Genomic DNA, 18,634 nt, shown 5'->3' on the forward strand with positions numbered 1-18,634 from the left:
GGCCGACCGGCGGCCGCTACCGCGACAACCAGGGCTACTACTTCCGCGAGTCCCGCCGCGCCGAACTGGAGCGACGACTGGCCGGGTCAGGCGCTGCGGTCGAGCGCGCGCAGGCTGCGGTCCGTGATGGACCGTCCGCCGCGCCCTATGGCGATCGTGCCGGACTGCACGAGCTCCTTGATGCCGAAGGGCTCCAGCATCTTGAGCATCGCGCCGAGCTTGTCGGAGCCGCCGGTGGCCTCGATGGTGACGGCCTCCGGGGAGACGTCGACCGTCTTGGCGCGGAACAGCTGGACGATCTCGACGATCTGCGACCGGGTCTCGTTGTCGGCGCGGACCTTCACCAGGACGAGTTCGCGCTCGATGGCGTTGTGGGGCTCCAGCTCGACGATCTTGAGCACGTTGACCAGCTTGTTGAGCTGCTTGGTCACCTGCTCCAGCGGGAGGTCCTCGACGTTGACGACGATGGTGATGCGGGAGATGTCGGGGTGCTCGGTGACGCCGACCGCGAGGGAGTCGATGTTGAACCCGCGGCGGGAGAACAGGGCGGCGATCCGGGCGAGGATGCCGGGCGTGTTCTCGACCAGGACGGAGAGCGTGTGCTTGGACATGTGAGGCGTTCTCTCTCTCAGGCTCTCTCGGCTCAGTCGTCTTCGTTGTCGCCGAAGTCGGGACGGACGCCCCGGGCTGCCATGACCTCGTCGTTGGAGGTGCCGGCGGCGACCATCGGCCACACCATGGCGTCCTCGTGGACGATGAAGTCGATCACGACGGTGCGGTCGTTGATCGCATTGGCCTCGGCGATGACCTTGTCCAGGTCGGCCGGGTCCTCGCAGCGCAGGGCCACGCAGCCCATGGCCTCCGAGAGCTTGACGAAGTCCGGGACGCGCGTGCCCTTGCGGGGCGCGAGGGACTCGCCGAGCTGGGAGCCGACCGTGTCGTGGCCGGTGTCGTCGGCGTGCAGGACGGTGTTGGAGTACCGCTGGTTGTAGAACAGCGTCTGCCACTGGCGCACCATGCCCAGCGCGCCGTTGTTGATGATCGCGACCTTGATCGGGATGTTGTTCAGGGCGCAGGTGACCAGTTCCTGATTGGTCATCTGGAAGCAGCCGTCGCCGTCGATCGCCCAGACCGTGCGCTCGGGCATGCCGACCTTGGCGCCCATCGCGGCCGGGACCGCGTAGCCCATGGTTCCGGCGCCGCCGGAGTTCAGCCAGGTGCGGGGCTCCTCGTACTTGACGAAGTGCGAGGCCCACATCTGGTGCTGGCCGACGCCGGCCGCGAAGACCGTGCCCTTCGGCGCGAGGGCGCCGATCCGCTCGATGACCTGCTGCGGGGAGAGGCTGCCGTCCTCGGGCAGGTCGTATCCCAGCGGGTAGGTCTCGCGCCAGCGGTTGAGGTCGTTCCACCATGCGGTGTAGTCGCCGGCGTTCCCCTCGGTGTGCTCGGCCTGGACCGCCTGGATCAGGTCGGCGATGACCTCGCGGGCGTCACCGACGATCGGGACGTCGACGGCGCGGTTCTTGCCGATCTCGGCCGGGTCGATGTCCGCGTGGATGATCTTGGCGAAGGGGGCGAAGCTGTCCAGCTTGCCGGTGACGCGGTCGTCGAAGCGGGTGCCGAGGGCGATCAGCAGGTCCGACTTCTGCAGCGAGGTGACGCCGGTGACGCTGCCGTGCATGCCGGGCATGCCGACGTGCAGCGGGTGGCTGTCGGGGAAGGAGCCCAGCGCCATCAGGGTGGTGCAGACCGGGACGCCGGTCAGCTCGGCGAGGACCTTCAGCTCGGCGGTCGCGCCGGACTTCATGACGCCGCCGCCGACGTACAGGACCGGGCGCTTGGCCTGGCAGATGAGCTTGGCGGCCTCGCGGATCTGCTTGGCGTGCGGCTTGGTGACCGGCCGGTAACCGGGGAGGTCCTGGGAGGGCGGCCACGAGAAGGTGGTCTTCGCCTGGAGGGCGTCCTTGGCGATGTCGACGAGGACCGGGCCCGGGCGGCCGGTGGCGGCGATGTGGAACGCCTCGGCGATCGTCTTGGGGATGTCCTCGGCCTTGGTGACCAGGAAGTTGTGCTTGGTGATCGGCATGGTGATGCCGACGATGTCCGCCTCCTGGAAGGCGTCGGTGCCGATCGCCTTGGAGGAGACCTGGCCGGTGATGGCGACGAGCGGGACGGAGTCCATGTGCGCGTCGGCGATCGGGGTGACGAGGTTCGTGGCGCCCGGTCCGGACGTGGCCATACAGACGCCGACCTTGCCGGTGGCCTGGGCGTAGCCGGTGGCGGCGTGGCCGGCCCCCTGCTCGTGGCGGACCAGGATGTGACGGACCTTCTTGGAGTCCATCATCGGGTCGTACGCGGGGAGGATGGCGCCTCCCGGAATCCCGAAGACGGTGTCGCACCCCACCTCTTCGAGAGAGCGGATGAGGGACTGCGCACCCGTGACGTGCTCAACTGCGGCGGACTGCTGTCCGCCGGAACGGGGCCGCGGCTGCGGATGGTGGGCCCCGGTGGCCTGCTCGGTCATCGGCATTCTCTTCTCGAAGCTGAGGGTTTTACGCGGATTCGACTCTGTGCCAGTGCAACAAAAAACCCCTCGTGCCAGGAGGCAAGCGAGGGGAGCGCGTCGGGGGTGTTGAGCGGGGACATGCAGGTCCCAGCTTCAGCCGACGCGCTTTCCAAGTACGAGAATTCGGGTGCGCATGGCACTGACCCTCCCTCTGGCGGGAGGGTGATGTCAAGTAGGTGGGACGGGCGTCTCATTATGTGAGCCTCTGCGGATGACCATCGAGCCCCCGGAGGAGCCGCCCGCCAGTGCGGGCTGGGCCGCTCCGCCCGGTACTGGGAACGTACCGCGCACCAGCGCGCGCCGCAGCCTGTACTCGTCGAGGGGGCCGGAAAAGGCCATCCCCTGGCCGTGCGTGCACCCCATCGCGCGCAGTGCGGCCACCTGCTCGGGCAGGTCCACCCCGTCGGCGACCGAACGCATGCCCAGGTCGTTTGCGATGCGCAAGAGACCGGCTGTGATCTTGTGCAGGCGGGCGGACTCGACCACTCCCTCCACCAGGCCCCGGTCCAGCTTGAGCATGTCCACGGGGAGGCGGCGCAGGGCGCTGATGGCCGCATAGCCGCTGCCGAAGCCGTCGAGGGAGATTCCGACCCCGAGCCGGTGCAGGGCCGCGAGGCGGCGCTCCAGGTCGTCGAAGGGGACCCTGGGGTCGGACACGGCGAGCTCCAGCACCAGGGCGCCGGACGGCAGGCCGTGCCGGGTCAGCAGGGCTTCCACGGAGCCGAGCGGCATGGCGTTGTCCAGGAGCCGCTGGGCGGTCATCCGCACGGCCACGGGCACGTCGTGCCCGGCCCGGTGCCGGTCGGCGGCCTGCTCCACGGCCTCCTCCAGCAGCCAGCGCCCCAGCTCGGCGGTGCGCGAGGTGTCCGGGCCCGCGCCGTCGGCGGAGCCGCCCGCCGCGCCCTCGCTGTACTCGGCCACCCGGAGGAACTCGGCCGGCGTGAAGAGGATCCCCTGGGCGGAACGCCATCGGGCCTGCGCGGCGACGGCTGCGATCTCGCCGGTGGACAGCGAGACCACGGGCTGGTGCAGCAGGGCGAACTCGCCCTCGTGCAGTGCGGTGCGCAGCCGGCCCGCCAGCTCGGCCTTGCGCACCACCTCGGCCTGCATCTGCGGGGCGTAGGTCTCGACGCGGTCCTTGCCGCCGGCCTTGGCCCGGTACATCGCCAGGTCCGCGTTGCGCATCAGGTCCGAAGGGGTGATCCCCGGGTCGGCGAAGGCCACGCCGATGCTGGCGGCCACCCGTACCTCGCTGCCGCCGATCCGGTACGGCTGGGAGAGCCTGGTGCGCAGCCGGTCGGCGATCTCGCGGACCTGGTACTCGCGGGCGCTGCGGTCGCGGTTTCCGTCGCCCAGGATCAGCGCCGCGAACTCGTCGCCGCCGAGCCGGGCGGCGGTGTCCCCGGCCCGGACGGAATCCTGGAGCCTGCGGGCGGCCTCGACGAGCAGTTCGTCGCCGGCCTGGTGGCCGATGGTGTCGTTGACCGCCTTGAAGCCGTCGAGGTCGATGAAGAGCACGGCGGTGCTGTGGTCGCCGGCGCGGCGGCCGGTGAGGGCCTGGCGCACGCGCCGGGTGAAGAGGGCCCGGTTGGGCAGGTCGGTCAGCGGGTCGTGTTCGGCGCTGTGCTGGAGCTGGGCCTGGAGCCGGACGCGCTCGGTGACGTCCCGGCTGTTGAGGATGAGGCCGCCCTGGTGCCGGTTGACGGTGGACTCGACGTTCAGCCACTCGCCGCCGCCCGACTTGAAGCGGCATTCGATGCGGGTGGTGGGCTCCTCGGTGGGGGGTGCGGCGAGGAAGCGGCGTACCTCGTGGACCACCCTGCCGAGGTCGTCGGGGTGGATCAGGGTGGCCAGTTCGGTGCCGACGAGCTCCTCCGCCTCGCGGCCGTAGACCCCGGCGGCGGCCGGGCTGACGTAGCGCAGGGTCCCGGTGGGCGCGGCGATCATGATGACGTCGCTGGAGCCCTGGACCAGGGAGCGGAAGTGGTTCTCCTTCTGGGCCAGTTCCTGGGTCAGCGCGATGTTGTCGAGGAGCATGATGCCCTGCCGGATGACGAGGGCGAGCACGACGGTACAGCCGGTGAAGACGACCATCCGGTCGACCTTCCGGCCGTCCACGACGTTGTAGAGGATGCCCAGGGTGCACACGGCGGCCGCGAGGTACGGCGTGAGGGCGGGCAGCGATCCGGTGATCGGGCGGCTGTGCGGCCGGTCCCGGCGCGGGTGCCCGGCCGGCATCTGGTTCTGGTGGATGCGCCGGGCCCCCCAGGGCGCGTACGCGAGCAGCAGCGAGCCGGCGAACCAGCCGGCGTCGAGGAGCTGTCCGGACTGGTACTCGGCGCTCAGCAGGGGCGAGGTGAACAGGGCGTCGCTCAGGACGGTCAGGGCCAGCGCCGCGATGGCGGTGTTGACGGCGGAGCGGTTGGTCTCGCTCCGCCGGAAGTGCAGGACGAGGACCATCGAGACGAGCGCGATGTCGAGCAGGGGGTAGGCGAGGGAGAGCGCGGCGCGCGGGACGCTGCCGGGGGCGCCGGACTGCGCGGTCCGCGCCGCGTGGGCGAGGGCCAGGCTCCAGGACAGGGTGAGCAGGGAGCCGCCGATGAGCCAGGAGTCGAGTCCCAGGCACACCCAGCCGGCGCGGGTGACCGGGCGTTTGGCGAGGACGAGCAGGCCCACGATGGCGGGCGGGGCGAAGCAGAGGAAGGCGAAGTCGGCGAGCGAGGGCTTCGGGACGGCCTCGCCGAGGATCACCTCGTACCAGCCCCAGACGGCGTTGCCGCAGGCGCCCATGAGGGAGGAGAAGGCGAAGAGCAGCCAGGCGGGCCGTTCCCGGCTGTCGATCGTCCGGGCGTAGGTGTAGCAGGAGACCGCGGCGGCCAGACCGGCCGCGCTGAGCCCGAAGTCGCCCATGATCTCGGCGACTTCCTCGGACCCCCAGTTGAGGGCGGCGCCGACGGCGTATCCGCCGCTGACGACCGCGAGGATCAGCTGCATCGCCAGGCCCCTGCCTCCGCCCGAGACGGACGGCCGGTCCAGGAGCGCCGCCCCCGGGGTACTCACCGGTCCCCCTCGCCGGCTCGTTCCGGCGCGGTCAAGTCCCGGCAGCGTCGCCTCCGGCGGCTGTGCCGCGTCGGATCCTTCGTCCATTGGCCGTGCATCGCCCGTCGCCCCCCAAAGTGTCCGATCACTCCCCAGCGCCAGACGTTCCTGGCGCAGCCCCTTCTTCCGGACGATACACCACTTTCGTCACTCAGGGACATAGTTGCTCTACGCTCCGTTACCGCGCGGGGAGTTGCTGCAACCGCTCGCATCCGGATGACTGCGGAGCGTACACGGACGGGGTGTCATTCGGTGATCAGCACCGTGTGCTCCACGGGGTCCCCGGCGGCGAAGCGGGTGAGCTGGCTGGCCAGCAGGCGCTTGGCCCGTGGCTCGAACGCCGAGCTGCTGCCGCCGACGTGGGGTGTGATCAGGACGTTCGGCGCGTGCCAGAGCGGGTGGCCGGCGGGCAGCGGTTCGGGGTCGGTGACGTCCAGGGCCGCGCGCAGCCGGCCCGACTCCACCTCCGCCAGCAGGGCCCCGGTGTCGACGACGGGGCCGCGCGAGACGTTCACGAGCAGGGCCCCGTCCTTCATCCGGGCGAGGAACCCGGCGTCGGCCAGACCCCGGGTGGCGTCGGTCAGGGGGGTCACCAGGATCACCACGTCGGCCTGCGGCAGGAGCCCCGGCAGGTCGCCGATGGCGTGCACCGGGCCCCGGGGGGTGGTCCGCGCCGAGCGGGCCACGCGTGCGATCCGTGCGCACTCGAAGGGTGCGAGCCGGTCCTCGACGGCCGAGCCGATGGATCCGTAGCCGATGATCAGAACTGACGTGTCGGCGAGGGCGTCGTAGAAGCCGGAACGCCATTCCTCGCGGTCCTGTCCGCGGACCATGCCGGGGATGCCGCGCAGGGAGGCGAGGGTCAGCGCGAGGGCCAGCTCGGCGGTGCTGGCCGTGTGGACCCCCGCGGCGTTGCACAGCCGTACGCCGGGGCGCAGGTCTCCGAGGCGGCCCCGCAGGTCGTCGATGCCGGCCGTCAGGGTCTGGACGACCCGGACGGCCGGCATCGCGGCGAGCGGGCGCACGGTGACCTCGGCGGACTTCATGTAGGGGGCCGCGTAGAAGACGCAGTCGGCCGGGTCGGCCGGGAAGCCGTCCTCTCCGTCCCACTGGCGGTACCGGAAGGAGTCGGGGAGGCCGGCGACCTCTTCGGCGGGGAAGGGGAGCCAGACGTCCCGGGGCATTGCAGTCATGATCACGAGGCTATGCCAAGCCGTCTTGATCAAGCCGTTAGTTTGGTGGCCGAAGTGGAGGGGGACGCAGCGGTGGAGCGCAGGTCGATCGGGGCAGGGGCGCTGAGCGTGGGCGCCGTCGGCCTCGGCTGTATGCCGATGAGCTGGGCGTACGCGCCTTCTCGGCGGCGGGGGCACGAGTCCGTGGCCGCCGTGCACGCGGCGCTGGACCTGGGGTCGAACCTGCTGGACACGGCCGATGTGTACGGGCCGTTCACCAATGAGCTGCTGCTGGGGCGGGTACTGCGGGAGCGGCGGCCGGACGCCTTCGTGTCGGCCAAGGTCGGACTGCGGGCCGGCGACCAGCACGTGGTGGCCGACGGCCGGCCCGGGTACCTGCGGCGGGCGTGCGACGCCTCCCTGCGGCGGCTGCGCACGGATGTCATAGACCTCTACCAGCTGCACCGGGTGGACCCGGAGGTTCCGGTGGAGGAGACCTGGGGGGCCATGGCGGAGCTGGTGAGTGCGGGGAAGGTGCGGGCGCTCGGGTTCTGCGCGCTGGGGGCCGGGGCCGGCCCGGGGGCGGGGCGTCGCGGTGACCGCGGCTACCGGACGACGCTGCGGCACCTGGAGCGGGTGCAGCAGGTCTTCCCGGTGAGCGCGGTGCAGGCGGAGCTGTCGGTGTGGTCGCCGGAGGCGGCACGGCAACTGCTGCCGTGGTGCGCCGTGCGCGGGGTGGGGTTCCTGGCGGCGATGCCGCTGGGCAGCGGTTTCCTGACGGGGACGCTCACACCGGGCGAGGGCTTCGAGTCGCAGGACGTCCGGGCCAGGCACCCTCGGTTCACGGCGGAGGCGATGGCCTCGAACCAGGTGCTGGTGGCGGGGCTGCGGCGGGTGGCGCGGCGGCACGGGCCCGGGGTCACGGTCGCGCAGGTGGCCCTGGCCTGGGTGCTGGCCCAGGGCCCGCAGGTGGTGCCGGTGCCCGGCGCGGACCGGGCGCACTGGGCCGTGGAGAACGCACGGGCGGCGCAGCTGCGGCTCACGGCCGCGGACCTGGCCGAGATCGCGGACCTTCCGGTCGACGTGGGAGCCTGGGACTGACCGCCCACAACCACTCGATCGGGTGTACGAGTGGTGGAACTTCGGGAACTGCCCCGGCTGTTGAGACGGGTGAAGGGCAGGATCGGAGGACCGGAAGGGAGCAGGGCGATGCGGTACGGAAGTTCTCCCGGGCAGGCGGGGTGCGAGGGGACGGGCGCGCGGCGCCGGGGCGTGCTGGCGGCGGTGGCGCTGGCCGGGTGCGGTGCGCTGCTGGTGACGGGGTGCTCCCCGGAGGGCGCCCCCGACACCGGGCGGGGCGGTTCCCCACCAGGTGCGACCGCTGCGGGGACCGGGTCGCCGGGCCCTTCGGGGAACGGGTCCGCCTCACCGGCGGCGTCCGGGCCGCCCGCGAAGGGGGCGGTGACGGTCACCGGCGAGGCCGCCAAGGACCTCCAGTCGCCCTGGGGCGTGGCCCCGCTGCCGGGAGGTGACCTGCTGGTCGCCTCCCGGGACAAGGGGACGATCAGCCGGATCGCGGCCGGGTCGGGCGCGGTGACGCAGATCGGCGAGGTTCCGGGCGTGGACCCGGGCGGCGAGGGCGGACTGCTGGGTCTCGCGCTGTCGCCCGACTTCGCCTCGGACCGTCTGGTGTACGTCTACTTCACGACCGCCTCCGACAACCGGATCGCACGGCTTCGCTATGACGAGCAGAGACCTCCCGGGCAGCAACTGGGCGCTCCGGACACCGTGTTCCGGGGGATCCCCAAGGGGCTGATCCACAACGGCGGGCGGATCGCCTTCGGCCCGGACAAGATGCTGTACGCGGGGACCGGAGAGACCGGTGTCACCGGTCTCGCGCAGGACAAGAAGTCGCTGGGCGGCAAGATCCTGCGGATGACTCCGGACGGCGACCCGGTGCACGGCAACCCGGAGGCCGATTCGGTCGTCTACTCCTACGGGCACCGCAATGTGCAGGGCCTCGCGTGGGACAAGGACAAACGGCTGTGGGCGGCCGAGTTCGGCCAGAACACCTGGGACGAACTGAATCTGATCGAGCCCGGCGCGAACTACGGCTGGCCCGAGGCCGAGGGGAAGGCGGGCAAGCCGGGTCTGCGGGATCCGGTGGCCGTGTGGCGGACCGACGAGGCCTCGCCGAGCGGGATCGCCTGGGCGGAGGGGTCGGTGTGGATGGCCGGGCTCAGGGGCGCCCGGCTGTGGCGGATCCCGCTGTCCGGGACGGAGCCGGTCGCCGAGCCCGAGGCGTTCCTGCAGGACAAGTACGGCCGGCTGCGGACGGTGATCGCTCTTGGAGGCGACCGGCTGCTGCTGGTCACGAGTGAGACGGACGGGCGCGGGTCGCCGGAGGCCGGCGACGACAGGATCCTGACCCTGACAGTGCGGTGACCGGCATGCCCCCGGGCGGGGCGAAAGGTGCGTGGACACGGTGTTCAACATGATCGAGGAGCTGTTCAACCCGGGACGCAAGCACACGGACAACGAGAAGAAGCGCCTGGAGCTGTCCCGGACCGATGTCGGCGACAACGATCCGGGACGGGGTCCGATAGACCTCGACTCCGGCAAGGTGCTCATACGCGTGGACGAGGAGCCTGCGGCCGGTCGCCGGCCGGCCCGGGAGCGGGCGGACCGGCCGGGCCGTCCGGACCGTCCTGGCCCGGCGGGCTGAAGAGCCGTAGCCGGTGGGCGAGGGCGGCCGCCTCCCCGCGGCCGGCGACGCCGAGCTTGGCCAGGATGTTGGAGACGTGCACGCTCGCCGTCTTCGGGGAGATGAAGAGCTGCTCGGCGATCCTGCGGTTGGTGCTCCCCACCGCCACCAGGCGCAGCACGTCCTGTTCGCGGCTGGTCAGGCCGAGGGCCTGGGCCGGGTCCGGCTCCGGTTCGGGGGCCCCGGCGGGTGCGTCGTCGGCGGTCAGCGGGATCCGGGCGCGCCGGGAGAGCAGGGCCAGGTCCTCCCGCAGCCGGCGTGAGCCGATCCGCTCGGCGGTGGCGTGGGCCTCGCGGAGCCGGACGGCCGCGGGTTCCCGGTCACCGACGGCCAGCAGGGCCTCGGCGAGCCGGTAGCGGGCCCGGGCCAGCAGGTACGGGCGCTCCAGCACCCGGACGGACTCCTCCACGGCGGTCCAGTCGGCGACGGTGTCCCGGGCTTCGGCCCTGAGCAGTTCGGCCCGCAGGTACTCGGCGTGCGCGGTCCACACCGGGACCGGGGTGGCGAGGGTGCGGGCGGCGGTGCGCAGCACGCCCAGGGCGGTGGCGCGGCCCGCTTCGGCGGCGGGCAGCCCGCGGGCGTCCGCCTCGGCGGAGGCGGACGCGAGCAGCAGCGGCCAGGCGTAGCGGTGCTGCCCGAGGGGGAAGCCGTGGTCCACGGCGGCTGCCGTCTCGGTGCGGACGTCGGCGATCCGGCCCTCCCCCGCGGCGATCCCGATCGCCAGGCGGTGCAGGGGGATCCGGTGCTGGGGCTGGGTCTCGTGCGCGCCGAAGTGGGTGTGGGCGGCGGTGAGCTGGTGGGCCGCCTCGGTCAACTCGCCCCGGGCCAGTGCGAGGTAGCCGAGCCGCGCCGAGGCGGAGCCGCGCGGGGCCGCGCTCTGGCCGACCCGCAGGGTGCGCCGGGCCGCTTCGGCGGCCTCGTCCCAGCGGCCGAGGCTGTAGAGGCTCTCGGCCATGTTCCCGAAGACCCAGGCCTCGGTGTCCAGCAGCCGGGACCTCCGGGCCAGTTCGGCCCCCTGTTCGCACAGTTCCACGGCCTCGTGGGACCGTCCCAGGCTTTCCAGCTGAGAGGTGAGGTTGATATGAGCGCGTCCTGCCAGCAGTGCCAGCCCGAGTTCCGTGGCCCGTTCCCGGACCGCGTGCATCTCGGCGAGACCTTCCGGGCCGTCGCCGGCGTCGGTGAGGAGCGCGCCGACCGTGATCCGGGCGTTGAGCTCGGTCTCGGCCGCGCCGACCATCCGCGCGTATTCGACGGCGCGTTCGGCGGCGGCGAGGTTGCCCGGTCCGGGCTTGTGGAGCATGCCCCAGCTCGCGGCCCGGACCAGGACCTCGGCGTGCACCTGGGACGGGGGCAGCCCCCGGACGAGGTCCTGGGCCCTGGCTATCTCCTCCCAGCCGTCGCCGCGGCCGAGGGAGGCGACCAGGCGGGAGCGTTCGGTCCAGAACCATGCGGCGCGCAGCGGGTCGGCGTGCTCCTCCAGCAGGCGCAGCGCCATCTTCGTGATCTTCAGGGCGCGTTCGCGCTCCCCTCCGTAGCGCGCCGCGACGGTGGCCTCGGCCAGCAGGTCGAGGCGCTGCAGCGGGGTGGTGGCGGGGTCGCAGCCGCAGGGCGGGTACACGTCGGTGTAGTCGGCCGGTCGCAGGTCCTCACGGACCTCCTCCGGGGCGCTGTCCCACAGGTCGAGTGCCCGCTCCAGCAGGTTCAGCTGCTCGGAGTAGGCATGGCGGCGGCGGGCCGCGACCGAGGCGGCCAGTACGGCGGGCAGCGCCTTGGCCGGGTCGTTCGCGGTGTACCAGTAGCTGGCCAGCCGGATGACCCGTTCCTCGGCGCGGATCAGTTGGGCGTCGGCCTCCACCGCTTCGGCGTAGCGGCGGTTGACGCGGGCGCGTTCGCCGGGCAGCAGGTCGTCGCTGACGGCCTCGCGGACCAGCGAGTGCCGGAAGCGGTAGCCGTCGCCGTCGGGGGTGGCGAGCAGGATGTTGGCGCCGACCGCGGCCCTCAGCGCCTCGATCAGTTCGTCCTCGGTCAGTCCGGCGACGGCGCGCAGCAGCGGGTACTCCACGGTGGAGCCGCCCTCGGCGACGATGCGGACCAGGCGCTGGGTCTCGTCGGGGAGCACCTCGACGCGGACGAGGAGGAGGTCGCGCAGGGATTCCGTCAGTCCGGTGCGGCATCCGCTCTCCCGGGAGGCGACGAGTTCCTCGACGAAGAAGGCGTTGCCGTCGGACCGGTCGAAGACGGTGTCCACGAAGTCCTCGTCGGGCTGGGCGGCGAGGATGCCGGCGAGCTGGCGCCGTACCTCCGCGCGGTTGAAGCGGGACAGCTCGATCTTGCGGACGGTGCGGAGGCGGTCGAGTTCGGCGAGGAGCGGGCGCAGTGGGTGGCGGCGGTGGACGTCGTCCGAGCGGTAGGTCGCGACGACGACGAGCCGGCCGCTGCCGAGGGTGCGGAAGAGGTAGGACAGCAGGTGCCGGGTGGAGGTGTCCGCCCAGTGCAGGTCCTCCAGGACGAGGACGACGGTGCGGTCGGCGGCGAGCCGTTCCAGCATCCGGGCGGTCAGTTCGAAGAGCCGGGCGGTGCTCTCCTCGTCGTGCGGGCCCCTGGGGGTGTCGCCGAGTTCGGGGAGGATCCGGGCGAGTTCGTCCTCCTGGCCGGCGGCCGCGGCGGCGAGTTCCCCGGGGAGGAGGCGGTGCAGGGTGCGCAGTGCCGTCGAGAAGGGGGCGAAGGGAAGTCCCTCCGCCCCTATCTCCACGCAGCCGCCGACGGCGACGACGGCTCCCCGCCGGTCCGCCTCGCAGAGGAACTCCTCGGTGAGGCGGGTCTTGCCGACCCCGGCCTCTCCCCCGATGAGCACGGCCTGCGGTTCGCGGTCCGCCGCGCGGGTCAGTGCGTCGGTGAGTGCGGCCAGTTCGTCGGCGCGGCCGACGAACACCGGGCTGACAGATCTGCTCTCCACGTCGCCGAGCATCGCACAGGGGCCCTGGCCTGCGGCACCCGATATGGGGTCGCTCCGCATCGCTCGCCGGTTCACGCGGCCCGGGGCGCGGAGCGGGCGCCGCGGGTCCCGGATGCCGTCACCCGCCCTCGGGTTCCGGGGCCCCGCAAGGAGGGGCGGCGCGCCGTGCGGGCTTCGCGGACGACCCGGTACGCGGCGGCCTCACGGAGGAGGTCGGTGGTGCGGGCGGCTGCGGCGATCTCGTGTTCGAACATCTCGTACTCCCTGGTCGCGGTGGTCGGCACCTCGTTCGGTGTGATCCAAGATTCGCGTCCCAGGGGGTACCGGCACATCGGTCGCATGCCGCATCCGGGGAGGGCCCGGGGCCTTAGACCCGGGCGGGGTGCCCGGGACCGGTCCCGGGCACCTGAGGCAGTGCCTAGGCCGCTGCCTTCGGGATGGCCAGGAGGAGGTCGAAGTACATGAGGACGAAGAGCAGCACGCCGAGGGCTCCCAGGCCGATGCCCGCCCAGGAGACGGACCGCACCCAGGTGGGGAGGGTCCGCTCGGGGGTGCTGAAGGCGGGGAGGGCCAGCACGAAGGTGGCGATGATCAGGGCGAGGGCCGAGAAGACGCCGTTGACCATCGCGGTGGTGTGCCACGGGTCGACGAACTGGGCTGCGATCTGCGCGTTGGCGTCGGCGGCCTGGCTCAGCTCCAGACGGGCGGCGATGCTCGCGCGCTCGGACACGATGCCGGCGACCCAGCTCCCGCTGAGGGCGACGACGGAAAGGCCGGCGGAGACGATCGCGAAGGCCGCGGAGCCGACGTGGCTCGGCTGCTCCGCTTCGGCCCGGTCCTCGGCGAAGTCGTCGTCGAGGTCGGCGTCGGCGTCGGCGTCGGCAAGCACGGCGTCGGCGTCGGTCGCCGCGGCGGGGTCGGCGTCGGCCTTGGCCTCGGCTGCGGCGTCCTGGGTGGCCTCGCTCTTGTCGAGGTCGACCGGGGTGTCCACCTCGGCGGCGTTCGGGGCGGGGGTCTTCGTGGTGTCCATGCGGGGCACCGTAGGGGCCGTGTCTGAGAGTTCTCTGAGAATCCGGTGGCCGTGGCCGTATCGGGCCCCGCGACGGGCGGGGCCCGGCCGGCGGGCCTCAGGAGGTGCGGGCGGCCGCCCACTCGTGGGCGAGGATCGACCAGACCTCGGTGTCCTGGCGGACGCCCCGGTGGAAGTAGTTCTCCCGCATGACGCCTTCGCGGGTCATGCCGAGGCGTTCGGCGACGGCGAGGCTCTTCTTGTTGCCGGTGGCGGCGTGCCACTCGACGCGGTGCATGCCGCGCTCGCCGAAGGCGTAGTCGATCAGGACCCGGCAGGCCTTGGTCACCAGGCCGCGGCCGGCCGCGGCGGGCTCCAGCCAGCAGCCGATCTCGCAGTTCCCGCCGTCGGCGTCGAAGTTGGGGAAGAGGACGCCGCCGACCAGGGTGCCGTCGAGGCGGATGCCGAAGAAGCGGGCGCCGTCCTCACCGGCCTTCACCGCGTACTTGGCCAGGAAGGCCCGGGCGGAGTCGACGTCCGGGGAGCGGTCCGGGAAGCCGACGTACTGGCCGATGTACTCGCGTCCGCGTTCGATGTGCGCGAAGAACTCCTCCGCGTGCCGGGCCTCCAGCGGGAACAGCTGGGCGCCTTCGGCGAGGTCTATCGAGAACATGCGGCTTCTTCCTTGGGTCTCGTGCGGCGGTTCGCCGGATCACCGGGAGGCTGTGGCGGGCTCGGCGTCGTCCTCGCTCGTGGTGGGGACTCCGCCGGACCGCTGTGCGGGAAGTTTCGCATGCGGCCGGTGTTCGGGGGGCTCGATGCTGATCCGGGGCAGCCTCCGGTCGAGCCAGCCGGGCAGCCACCAGTTGGCGCCGCCGAGCATGTGCATGAGGGCCGGGACGAGCAGGGTGCGCAGCACGAAGGCGTCGAGGGCGACGGCCGCGGCGAGCGCGATGCCGAACATCGCGATGATCCGGTCGCCGCTGAGCACGAAGGCGAGGAAGACGGAGATCATGATGACGGCGGCGGAGTTGATGACCCGGCTGGTCTCGGCGAGGCCGACGCGTACGGCCCGCCGGTTGTCGCCGGTCTCCAGCCACTCCTCGTACATCCGGCTGACGAGGAAGACCTGGTAGTCCATGGACAGTCCGAACAGGACGGACACCATGATCACGGGCAGGAAGGGTTCGATGGGGCCGGCGCTGCCCAGGCCCAGCCGTTCGCTGCCCCAGCCCCACTGGAAGATCGCGACCACGACGCCGAAGGAGGAGGCGACGGCGGCGACGTTCATGGCCGCGGCCTTCAACGGGATGCCGATGGACCGGAAGGCCAGCAGCAGGAGCAGGCAGCCGAGGGCGATCACCACGGAGACGAAGAGCGGCAGCTTCCCGACGATGACCTCGGCGAAGTCGTCGTAGGCGGCCGTCACCCCGCCGACGTGGACCTCCATGGAGTTGCCGTGGCCGGCGCGCGGGATGACGTCCTGGCGGAGGGTGTCGACGAGGTCGCTCGTGGCCCGGGACTGCGGGGCGGAGTCCGGTACGACGGTCAGGACGGCGGTGTCGCCGCTGCGGTTGAAGACGGCGGGGCCGGTGGAGGCGACGCCCGGCGTCGTCCGGAGCGCCTGCTCCAGCTGGTCCACGGCGAGCCGGTCCCCGGCGCCGTCCAGGCGGGCGACGACGGCGAGCGGGCCGTTCGCGCCGGGGCCGAAGCCCTCCGCGAGCAGGTCGTAGGCCTGCCGGGTGGTGGAGCCGGCGGGGTTGTTGCCCTGGTCCGAGGTGCCGAGGTGGAGGGAGAGGGTGGGCAGGGCCAGGACCACCATGACGGCGGTGGCGACGGCGCCAAGCAGCTTGGGGTGGCGTTCCACGAAGGCGGACCAGCGGACGGCGAAGCCGGAGGTCCGCTCGGGCTGCGGCCCCTCGGCGGCGAGCCTTCGGCGTTCGCGGCCGGAGAGGGCGCGCATGCCTATGAAGGAGAGGAGCGCGGGCAGCAGGGTGACCGAGGCGGCGACGGTCAGGACGACCGTCACGCACGCGGCTATCGCGACGCCGTCGAGGAAGTTCAGGCGCAGCACCAGCATGCCGAGCAGCGCGATGCAGACGGTGGCGCCGGCGAAGACGACGGCCCGGCCGGTGGTGGCGACGGCGGCGGCCGCCGCCTCCTCCACCGGGAGGCCCCGCGCGAGGTTCTTGCGGTGCCGGGTGACGATGAACAGTGCGTAGTCGATGCCGACGCCGAGGCCGACGAGCGTGCCGAGCATGGGGGCGAAGTCGGCGACCGGCATCGCGTGCCCGAGCAGGGTGATGCCGAAATAGGCGGTGCCGACGCTGACGAGGGCGGTCGCGATGGGGAGCAGGCTCGCTGCGAGGGAGCCGAAGGCGAGGTAGAGGACGAGGGCGGCGACGGCCACGCCTATGACCTCGGCGAGGTGTGCGGTGGGGGCCTCGGTGAGCTGGATGGCGCGGCCGCCCAGTTCGACCTGGAGTCCGTCCGCCTCGGTGGTGGCGTTCTTCGCGGTGTCGACGACCGCCTTGGCCTGGGCCTTGGGTACGGAGTCGGCCGGCTGGTCGAAGGTCACCACGGCGTAGGCGGTGCGTCCGTCGGGGCTGATGCGTGCGGCGCTCTCGGGGCCGGGTCCGTAGGGTCCGGCGACCGATCCGACGCCGGGCAGTGCGGCGACGGCGTCGAGCGCCCGGGTCATGCGCTGCTCGATGTCCGGGGTGCGCGCGTTCTGATGGTCCGGGGCCCGCCACACGATGGTGTCGGTGTCGCCGCCCTGGCCGTGAAAGCCTTCGCGCAGCAGGTCGTTCGCCTTGCCGGACTCGGTGCCGGGTACCTCGTAGTTGTTGGAGAACGCCGCTCCGGCGGTCACTGCGGCCGCCGCGGTCCCGCCGAGGGCGAGCAGCCAGATCAGGACGGCGAGGAGGCGGTGGCGCATGCACCACCGCGCGAAGACTGCCAACGGACGTGCTCCCTGGTGGGTTCGGATCTTTACCGGGAGACAGCCCGTCGCAAAGAACGCGTGAACTCGTGAAGGCCCGGCCGAGGCCCGGGGGATCGCCCCGTGGATCGGCCCAGATGGTCTGCTACCTCCACGATCTCAGCGTTTCGTGATCGTTGGCCCCTTTCGTGTGCATCGTCACAGGGGGACCGGGAGGCGTGCGGGAACTCAGGCTCCGGCGGGGGTCCGGTCGGCGGGCGAGGGCTGCGGGGACCGGGCGCCGGTCCGGTCCTCGGGCTCGTCCACCCGGTAGCCGGGGATCGAGGGCCAGCGGACGGTGAGGACGACCGCGTCCTCCTCCGCGTACCAGGAGTGGTCGACGCCGCGGCCCCACAGCACGTAGTCACCCTGCTCGGCGAGGACGACGGTCCGCCCCGGGAACTCCAGCCGGAAGCGTCCGCTGATCAGGACCAGCAGTGCGGTGCGCCGCTCGGCCGTCGCCCAGCGCTCCCGTTCGTCGCCCTTGGGGTGGACCCCCCATTTGATCTCCACGTCCTCGCTGTGACGGGGATCGGCCGGGTCCTTGAAGTGGCCGAGGAGCCAGCCGCGGTCCGCGGCGGCGTCGGGGGCGGCCTTGCCGGTGTAGATGGTGAGGTCGTCGTTCACGCTGGTGAGGCTAATGCAGTTGTGCGGGCCCGCCGGACACTGGTGAGCTGGGCGGATGACGATGGATCTTGAAGAGCTGCTGAAGGTACGCGCCCGGTACGACGCCGAGGTGCGCGAGGATGCCCAACCGGACGGCGGGGACGCCCTCGTGGAGCGGGTGGGCGGGGTCGTCCGGCAGAGCGTGCCCGGCCTCGGGTGGAACGGCGTCCTCTGGTCGGACCTCGACGAGGACACGGCGGACGCGCAGATCGCGGCGCAGGTGGCGTTCTTCGCGGAGCGCGGCTGCCCGGACTTCGAGTGGAAGCTGTACGAGCACGACCGGCCGTCGGACCTCGGAGCCCGGCTGCGGGCCGCGGGCTTCGTCCCGGAGCCGCCGGAGACGCTGATGGTGGGCCGGGCGGCCGAGCTCGCCCGGCTGCCGGTGGAACCGCCGGAGGGGATCACCCTGCGGGTGGTGACGGACGAGGCCGGCGTCGACCTGATGATGCGGGTCCACGCGGGGGCCTTCGGCACGGAGCGGCCCCGGATCCGGGAGGCGCTGCTGAGCCGACTGCGCGACGAGCCGGAGACCATCGCCGCGGTGGTCGCGATGGCGGGCGAGACCCCGGTCAGCGCGGCCCGGATGGAGATGCGGCCGGGTACGGCCTTCGCGGGCCTGTGGGGTGGCGGAACGGTCCCGCAGTGGCGCGGCCGGGGCATCTACCGCCTGCTCGTCGCGCACCGCGCGCGCCTGGCGGCGGAGCTCGGCATCCCGTACCTGCAGGTGGACGCCTCCGACGACAGCCGCCCGATCCTGGAGCGGCTGGGCTTCGGGGTGATGGGCGTGACGGTGCCGTACATCTGGACGCGCCCCGGCCCGGACACGGACTGAGACCTCGCGGCCCGGCCGGGCCGGGCGAGCCGGGCGGAGGGCAGGGGTTCCGCGGCGCGGGGAGCGGGGGGCAGGATCGTGACCATGGAACGCATCAGCCCGCCCCTGACCGGGGACGAACGAGAAACCCTCCGGGCCTACCTCGACTACCACCGGGCCACCCTCGCCCTGAAGTGCGAGGGCCTCACCGACGAGCAGCTGCGCAGCGCCTCGATGCCGCCGTCCACCCTGTCCCTGCTGGGCCTCGTCCGGCACATGGCCGAGGTGGAGCGGCACTGGTTCCGCCGTGTCGTCGGCGGCGAGGAGCTCCCGCACCTGTGGTCGGACAGCCACGACTTCCAGGCCGCCTACGACGCCTCCCACTCCAGCCGCGCCGAGGCGTTCACCGCCTGGCAGCAGGAGGTGGAGCACGGCCGCCGCATCGAGGCGGCGGCGGAGTCCCTGGAGGTGACGGCGTTCGTGCCGCGCTGGGAGGAGGAGGCCTCGCTGCGCCTGGTGATGCTGCACCTCATCCACGAGTACGCGCGCCACAACGGCCACGCCGACTTCCTGCGCGAGGCGCTCGACGGCGCGACCGGGGCCTAGGCCGC

General features: G+C 72.5%; 15 protein-coding genes. 5 read left to right on the plus strand and 10 right to left on the minus strand.

Annotated elements, in window-relative coordinates:
• Positions 1–86: 86 nt before the first annotated feature.
• From ilvN to AB0O53_RS19065, 4 genes are all read right to left on the minus strand, one after another.
• A complete protein-coding gene (ilvN, locus tag AB0O53_RS19050) occupies positions 87–611 on the minus strand; it encodes an acetolactate synthase small subunit (RefSeq protein WP_030027475.1) in 525 nt (174 codons plus the stop codon).
• 32 nt (positions 612–643) lie between these two features.
• Positions 644–2,530, minus strand: a complete 1,887-nt coding sequence (locus tag AB0O53_RS19055) for an acetolactate synthase large subunit (protein ID WP_350987782.1) — start codon at positions 2,528–2,530, stop codon at positions 644–646.
• A 204-nt stretch (positions 2,531–2,734) separates the two neighbouring features.
• Positions 2,735–5,626: a putative bifunctional diguanylate cyclase/phosphodiesterase gene (locus AB0O53_RS19060; RefSeq protein WP_435886659.1), complete on the minus strand. Its 2,892-nt coding sequence runs from the start codon at positions 5,624–5,626 to the stop codon at positions 2,735–2,737.
• A gap of 284 nt (positions 5,627–5,910) precedes the next feature.
• Positions 5,911–6,858 (minus strand): 2-hydroxyacid dehydrogenase, encoded by a 948-nt coding sequence (locus AB0O53_RS19065; protein WP_350987783.1) that lies wholly within the window; start codon positions 6,856–6,858, stop codon positions 5,911–5,913.
• Between the two features lie 72 nt (positions 6,859–6,930).
• Between AB0O53_RS19065 and AB0O53_RS19070 the strand changes: the two genes are divergently transcribed.
• From AB0O53_RS19070 to AB0O53_RS19080, 3 genes are all read left to right on the plus strand, one after another.
• Entirely contained in the window at positions 6,931–7,938 is a 1,008-nt protein-coding gene (locus AB0O53_RS19070; protein WP_365197105.1) for an aldo/keto reductase, read from the plus strand.
• A 108-nt stretch (positions 7,939–8,046) separates the two neighbouring features.
• A complete protein-coding gene (locus AB0O53_RS19075; RefSeq protein WP_350987784.1) occupies positions 8,047–9,282 on the plus strand; it encodes a PQQ-dependent sugar dehydrogenase in 1,236 nt (411 codons plus the stop codon).
• A 49-nt stretch (positions 9,283–9,331) separates the two neighbouring features.
• Positions 9,332–9,562: a DUF6191 domain-containing protein gene (locus AB0O53_RS19080; protein WP_403140075.1), complete on the plus strand. Its 231-nt coding sequence runs from the start codon at positions 9,332–9,334 to the stop codon at positions 9,560–9,562.
• On the opposite strand, the gene AB0O53_RS19085 is transcribed toward AB0O53_RS19080, so the two are convergent.
• The 6 genes from AB0O53_RS19085 to AB0O53_RS19110 all read right to left on the minus strand — a co-directional run bounded on the left by AB0O53_RS19085 (position 9,465) and on the right by AB0O53_RS19110 (position 17,173).
• The gene (locus tag AB0O53_RS19085) at positions 9,465–12,569 is read right to left on the minus strand and encodes a helix-turn-helix transcriptional regulator (RefSeq protein ID WP_435886660.1); all 3,105 of its coding nucleotides are present in this window, start codon (positions 12,567–12,569) and stop codon (positions 9,465–9,467) included. The genes AB0O53_RS19080 and AB0O53_RS19085 overlap by 98 nt on opposite strands.
• A gap of 59 nt (positions 12,570–12,628) precedes the next feature.
• Positions 12,629–12,841, minus strand: a complete 213-nt coding sequence (locus AB0O53_RS19090) for a hypothetical protein (RefSeq protein ID WP_350987786.1) — start codon at positions 12,839–12,841, stop codon at positions 12,629–12,631.
• Between the two features lie 134 nt (positions 12,842–12,975).
• Entirely contained in the window at positions 12,976–13,587 is a 612-nt protein-coding gene (locus AB0O53_RS19095; RefSeq protein WP_365196903.1) for a hypothetical protein, read from the minus strand.
• Positions 13,588–13,684: 97 nt separating this feature from the next.
• Positions 13,685–14,239 carry a GNAT family N-acetyltransferase gene (locus tag AB0O53_RS19100; RefSeq protein ID WP_365196905.1) on the minus strand — a complete coding sequence of 185 codons (555 nt, stop codon included), beginning with the start codon at positions 14,237–14,239 and terminating at the stop codon, positions 13,685–13,687.
• Between the two features lie 39 nt (positions 14,240–14,278).
• Positions 14,279–16,528: an MMPL family transporter gene (locus AB0O53_RS19105; protein ID WP_365196908.1), complete on the minus strand. Its 2,250-nt coding sequence runs from the start codon at positions 16,526–16,528 to the stop codon at positions 14,279–14,281.
• Positions 16,529–16,735: 207 nt separating this feature from the next.
• Positions 16,736–17,173: a cupin domain-containing protein gene (locus AB0O53_RS19110; protein WP_350987790.1), complete on the minus strand. Its 438-nt coding sequence runs from the start codon at positions 17,171–17,173 to the stop codon at positions 16,736–16,738.
• A gap of 61 nt (positions 17,174–17,234) precedes the next feature.
• On the opposite strand from AB0O53_RS19110, the gene AB0O53_RS19115 reads away from it, so the two are divergent.
• Positions 17,235–18,044: a GNAT family N-acetyltransferase gene (locus tag AB0O53_RS19115; protein WP_350987791.1), complete on the plus strand. Its 810-nt coding sequence runs from the start codon at positions 17,235–17,237 to the stop codon at positions 18,042–18,044.
• A 78-nt stretch (positions 18,045–18,122) separates the two neighbouring features.
• Positions 18,123–18,629 carry a DinB family protein gene (locus AB0O53_RS19120; protein ID WP_365196911.1) on the plus strand — a complete coding sequence of 169 codons (507 nt, stop codon included), beginning with the start codon at positions 18,123–18,125 and terminating at the stop codon, positions 18,627–18,629.
• Positions 18,630–18,634: the final 5 nt, after the last annotated feature.

The sequence above is a fragment of the Streptomyces erythrochromogenes genome (assembly GCF_040684695.1).
In the GTDB taxonomy this organism is placed as follows: Bacteria; Actinomycetota; Actinomycetes; order Streptomycetales; family Streptomycetaceae; genus Streptomyces; species Streptomyces erythrochromogenes_C.

What these genes read in the sequence shown, in the direction of transcription:
- ilvN (WP_030027475.1), bottom strand. Translation starts at nt 611, where the DNA reads ATGTCCAAGCACACGCTCTCCGTCCTGGTCGAGAACACGCCCGGCATC.
- AB0O53_RS19055 (WP_350987782.1), bottom strand. Translation starts at nt 2,530, where the DNA reads ATGCCGATGACCGAGCAGGCCACCGGGGCCCACCATCCGCAGCCGCGG.
- AB0O53_RS19065 (WP_350987783.1), bottom strand. Translation starts at nt 6,858, where the DNA reads ATGACTGCAATGCCCCGGGACGTCTGGCTCCCCTTCCCCGCCGAAGAG.
- AB0O53_RS19075 (WP_350987784.1), top strand. Translation starts at nt 8,047, where the DNA reads ATGCGGTACGGAAGTTCTCCCGGGCAGGCGGGGTGCGAGGGGACGGGC.
- AB0O53_RS19080 (WP_403140075.1), top strand. Translation starts at nt 9,332, where the DNA reads ATGATCGAGGAGCTGTTCAACCCGGGACGCAAGCACACGGACAACGAG.
- AB0O53_RS19085 (WP_435886660.1), bottom strand. Translation starts at nt 12,569, where the DNA reads ATGCTCGGCGACGTGGAGAGCAGATCTGTCAGCCCGGTGTTCGTCGGC.
- AB0O53_RS19095 (WP_365196903.1), bottom strand. Translation starts at nt 13,587, where the DNA reads ATGGACACCACGAAGACCCCCGCCCCGAACGCCGCCGAGGTGGACACC.
- AB0O53_RS19100 (WP_365196905.1), bottom strand. Translation starts at nt 14,239, where the DNA reads ATGTTCTCGATAGACCTCGCCGAAGGCGCCCAGCTGTTCCCGCTGGAG.
- AB0O53_RS19115 (WP_350987791.1), top strand. Translation starts at nt 17,235, where the DNA reads ATGGATCTTGAAGAGCTGCTGAAGGTACGCGCCCGGTACGACGCCGAG.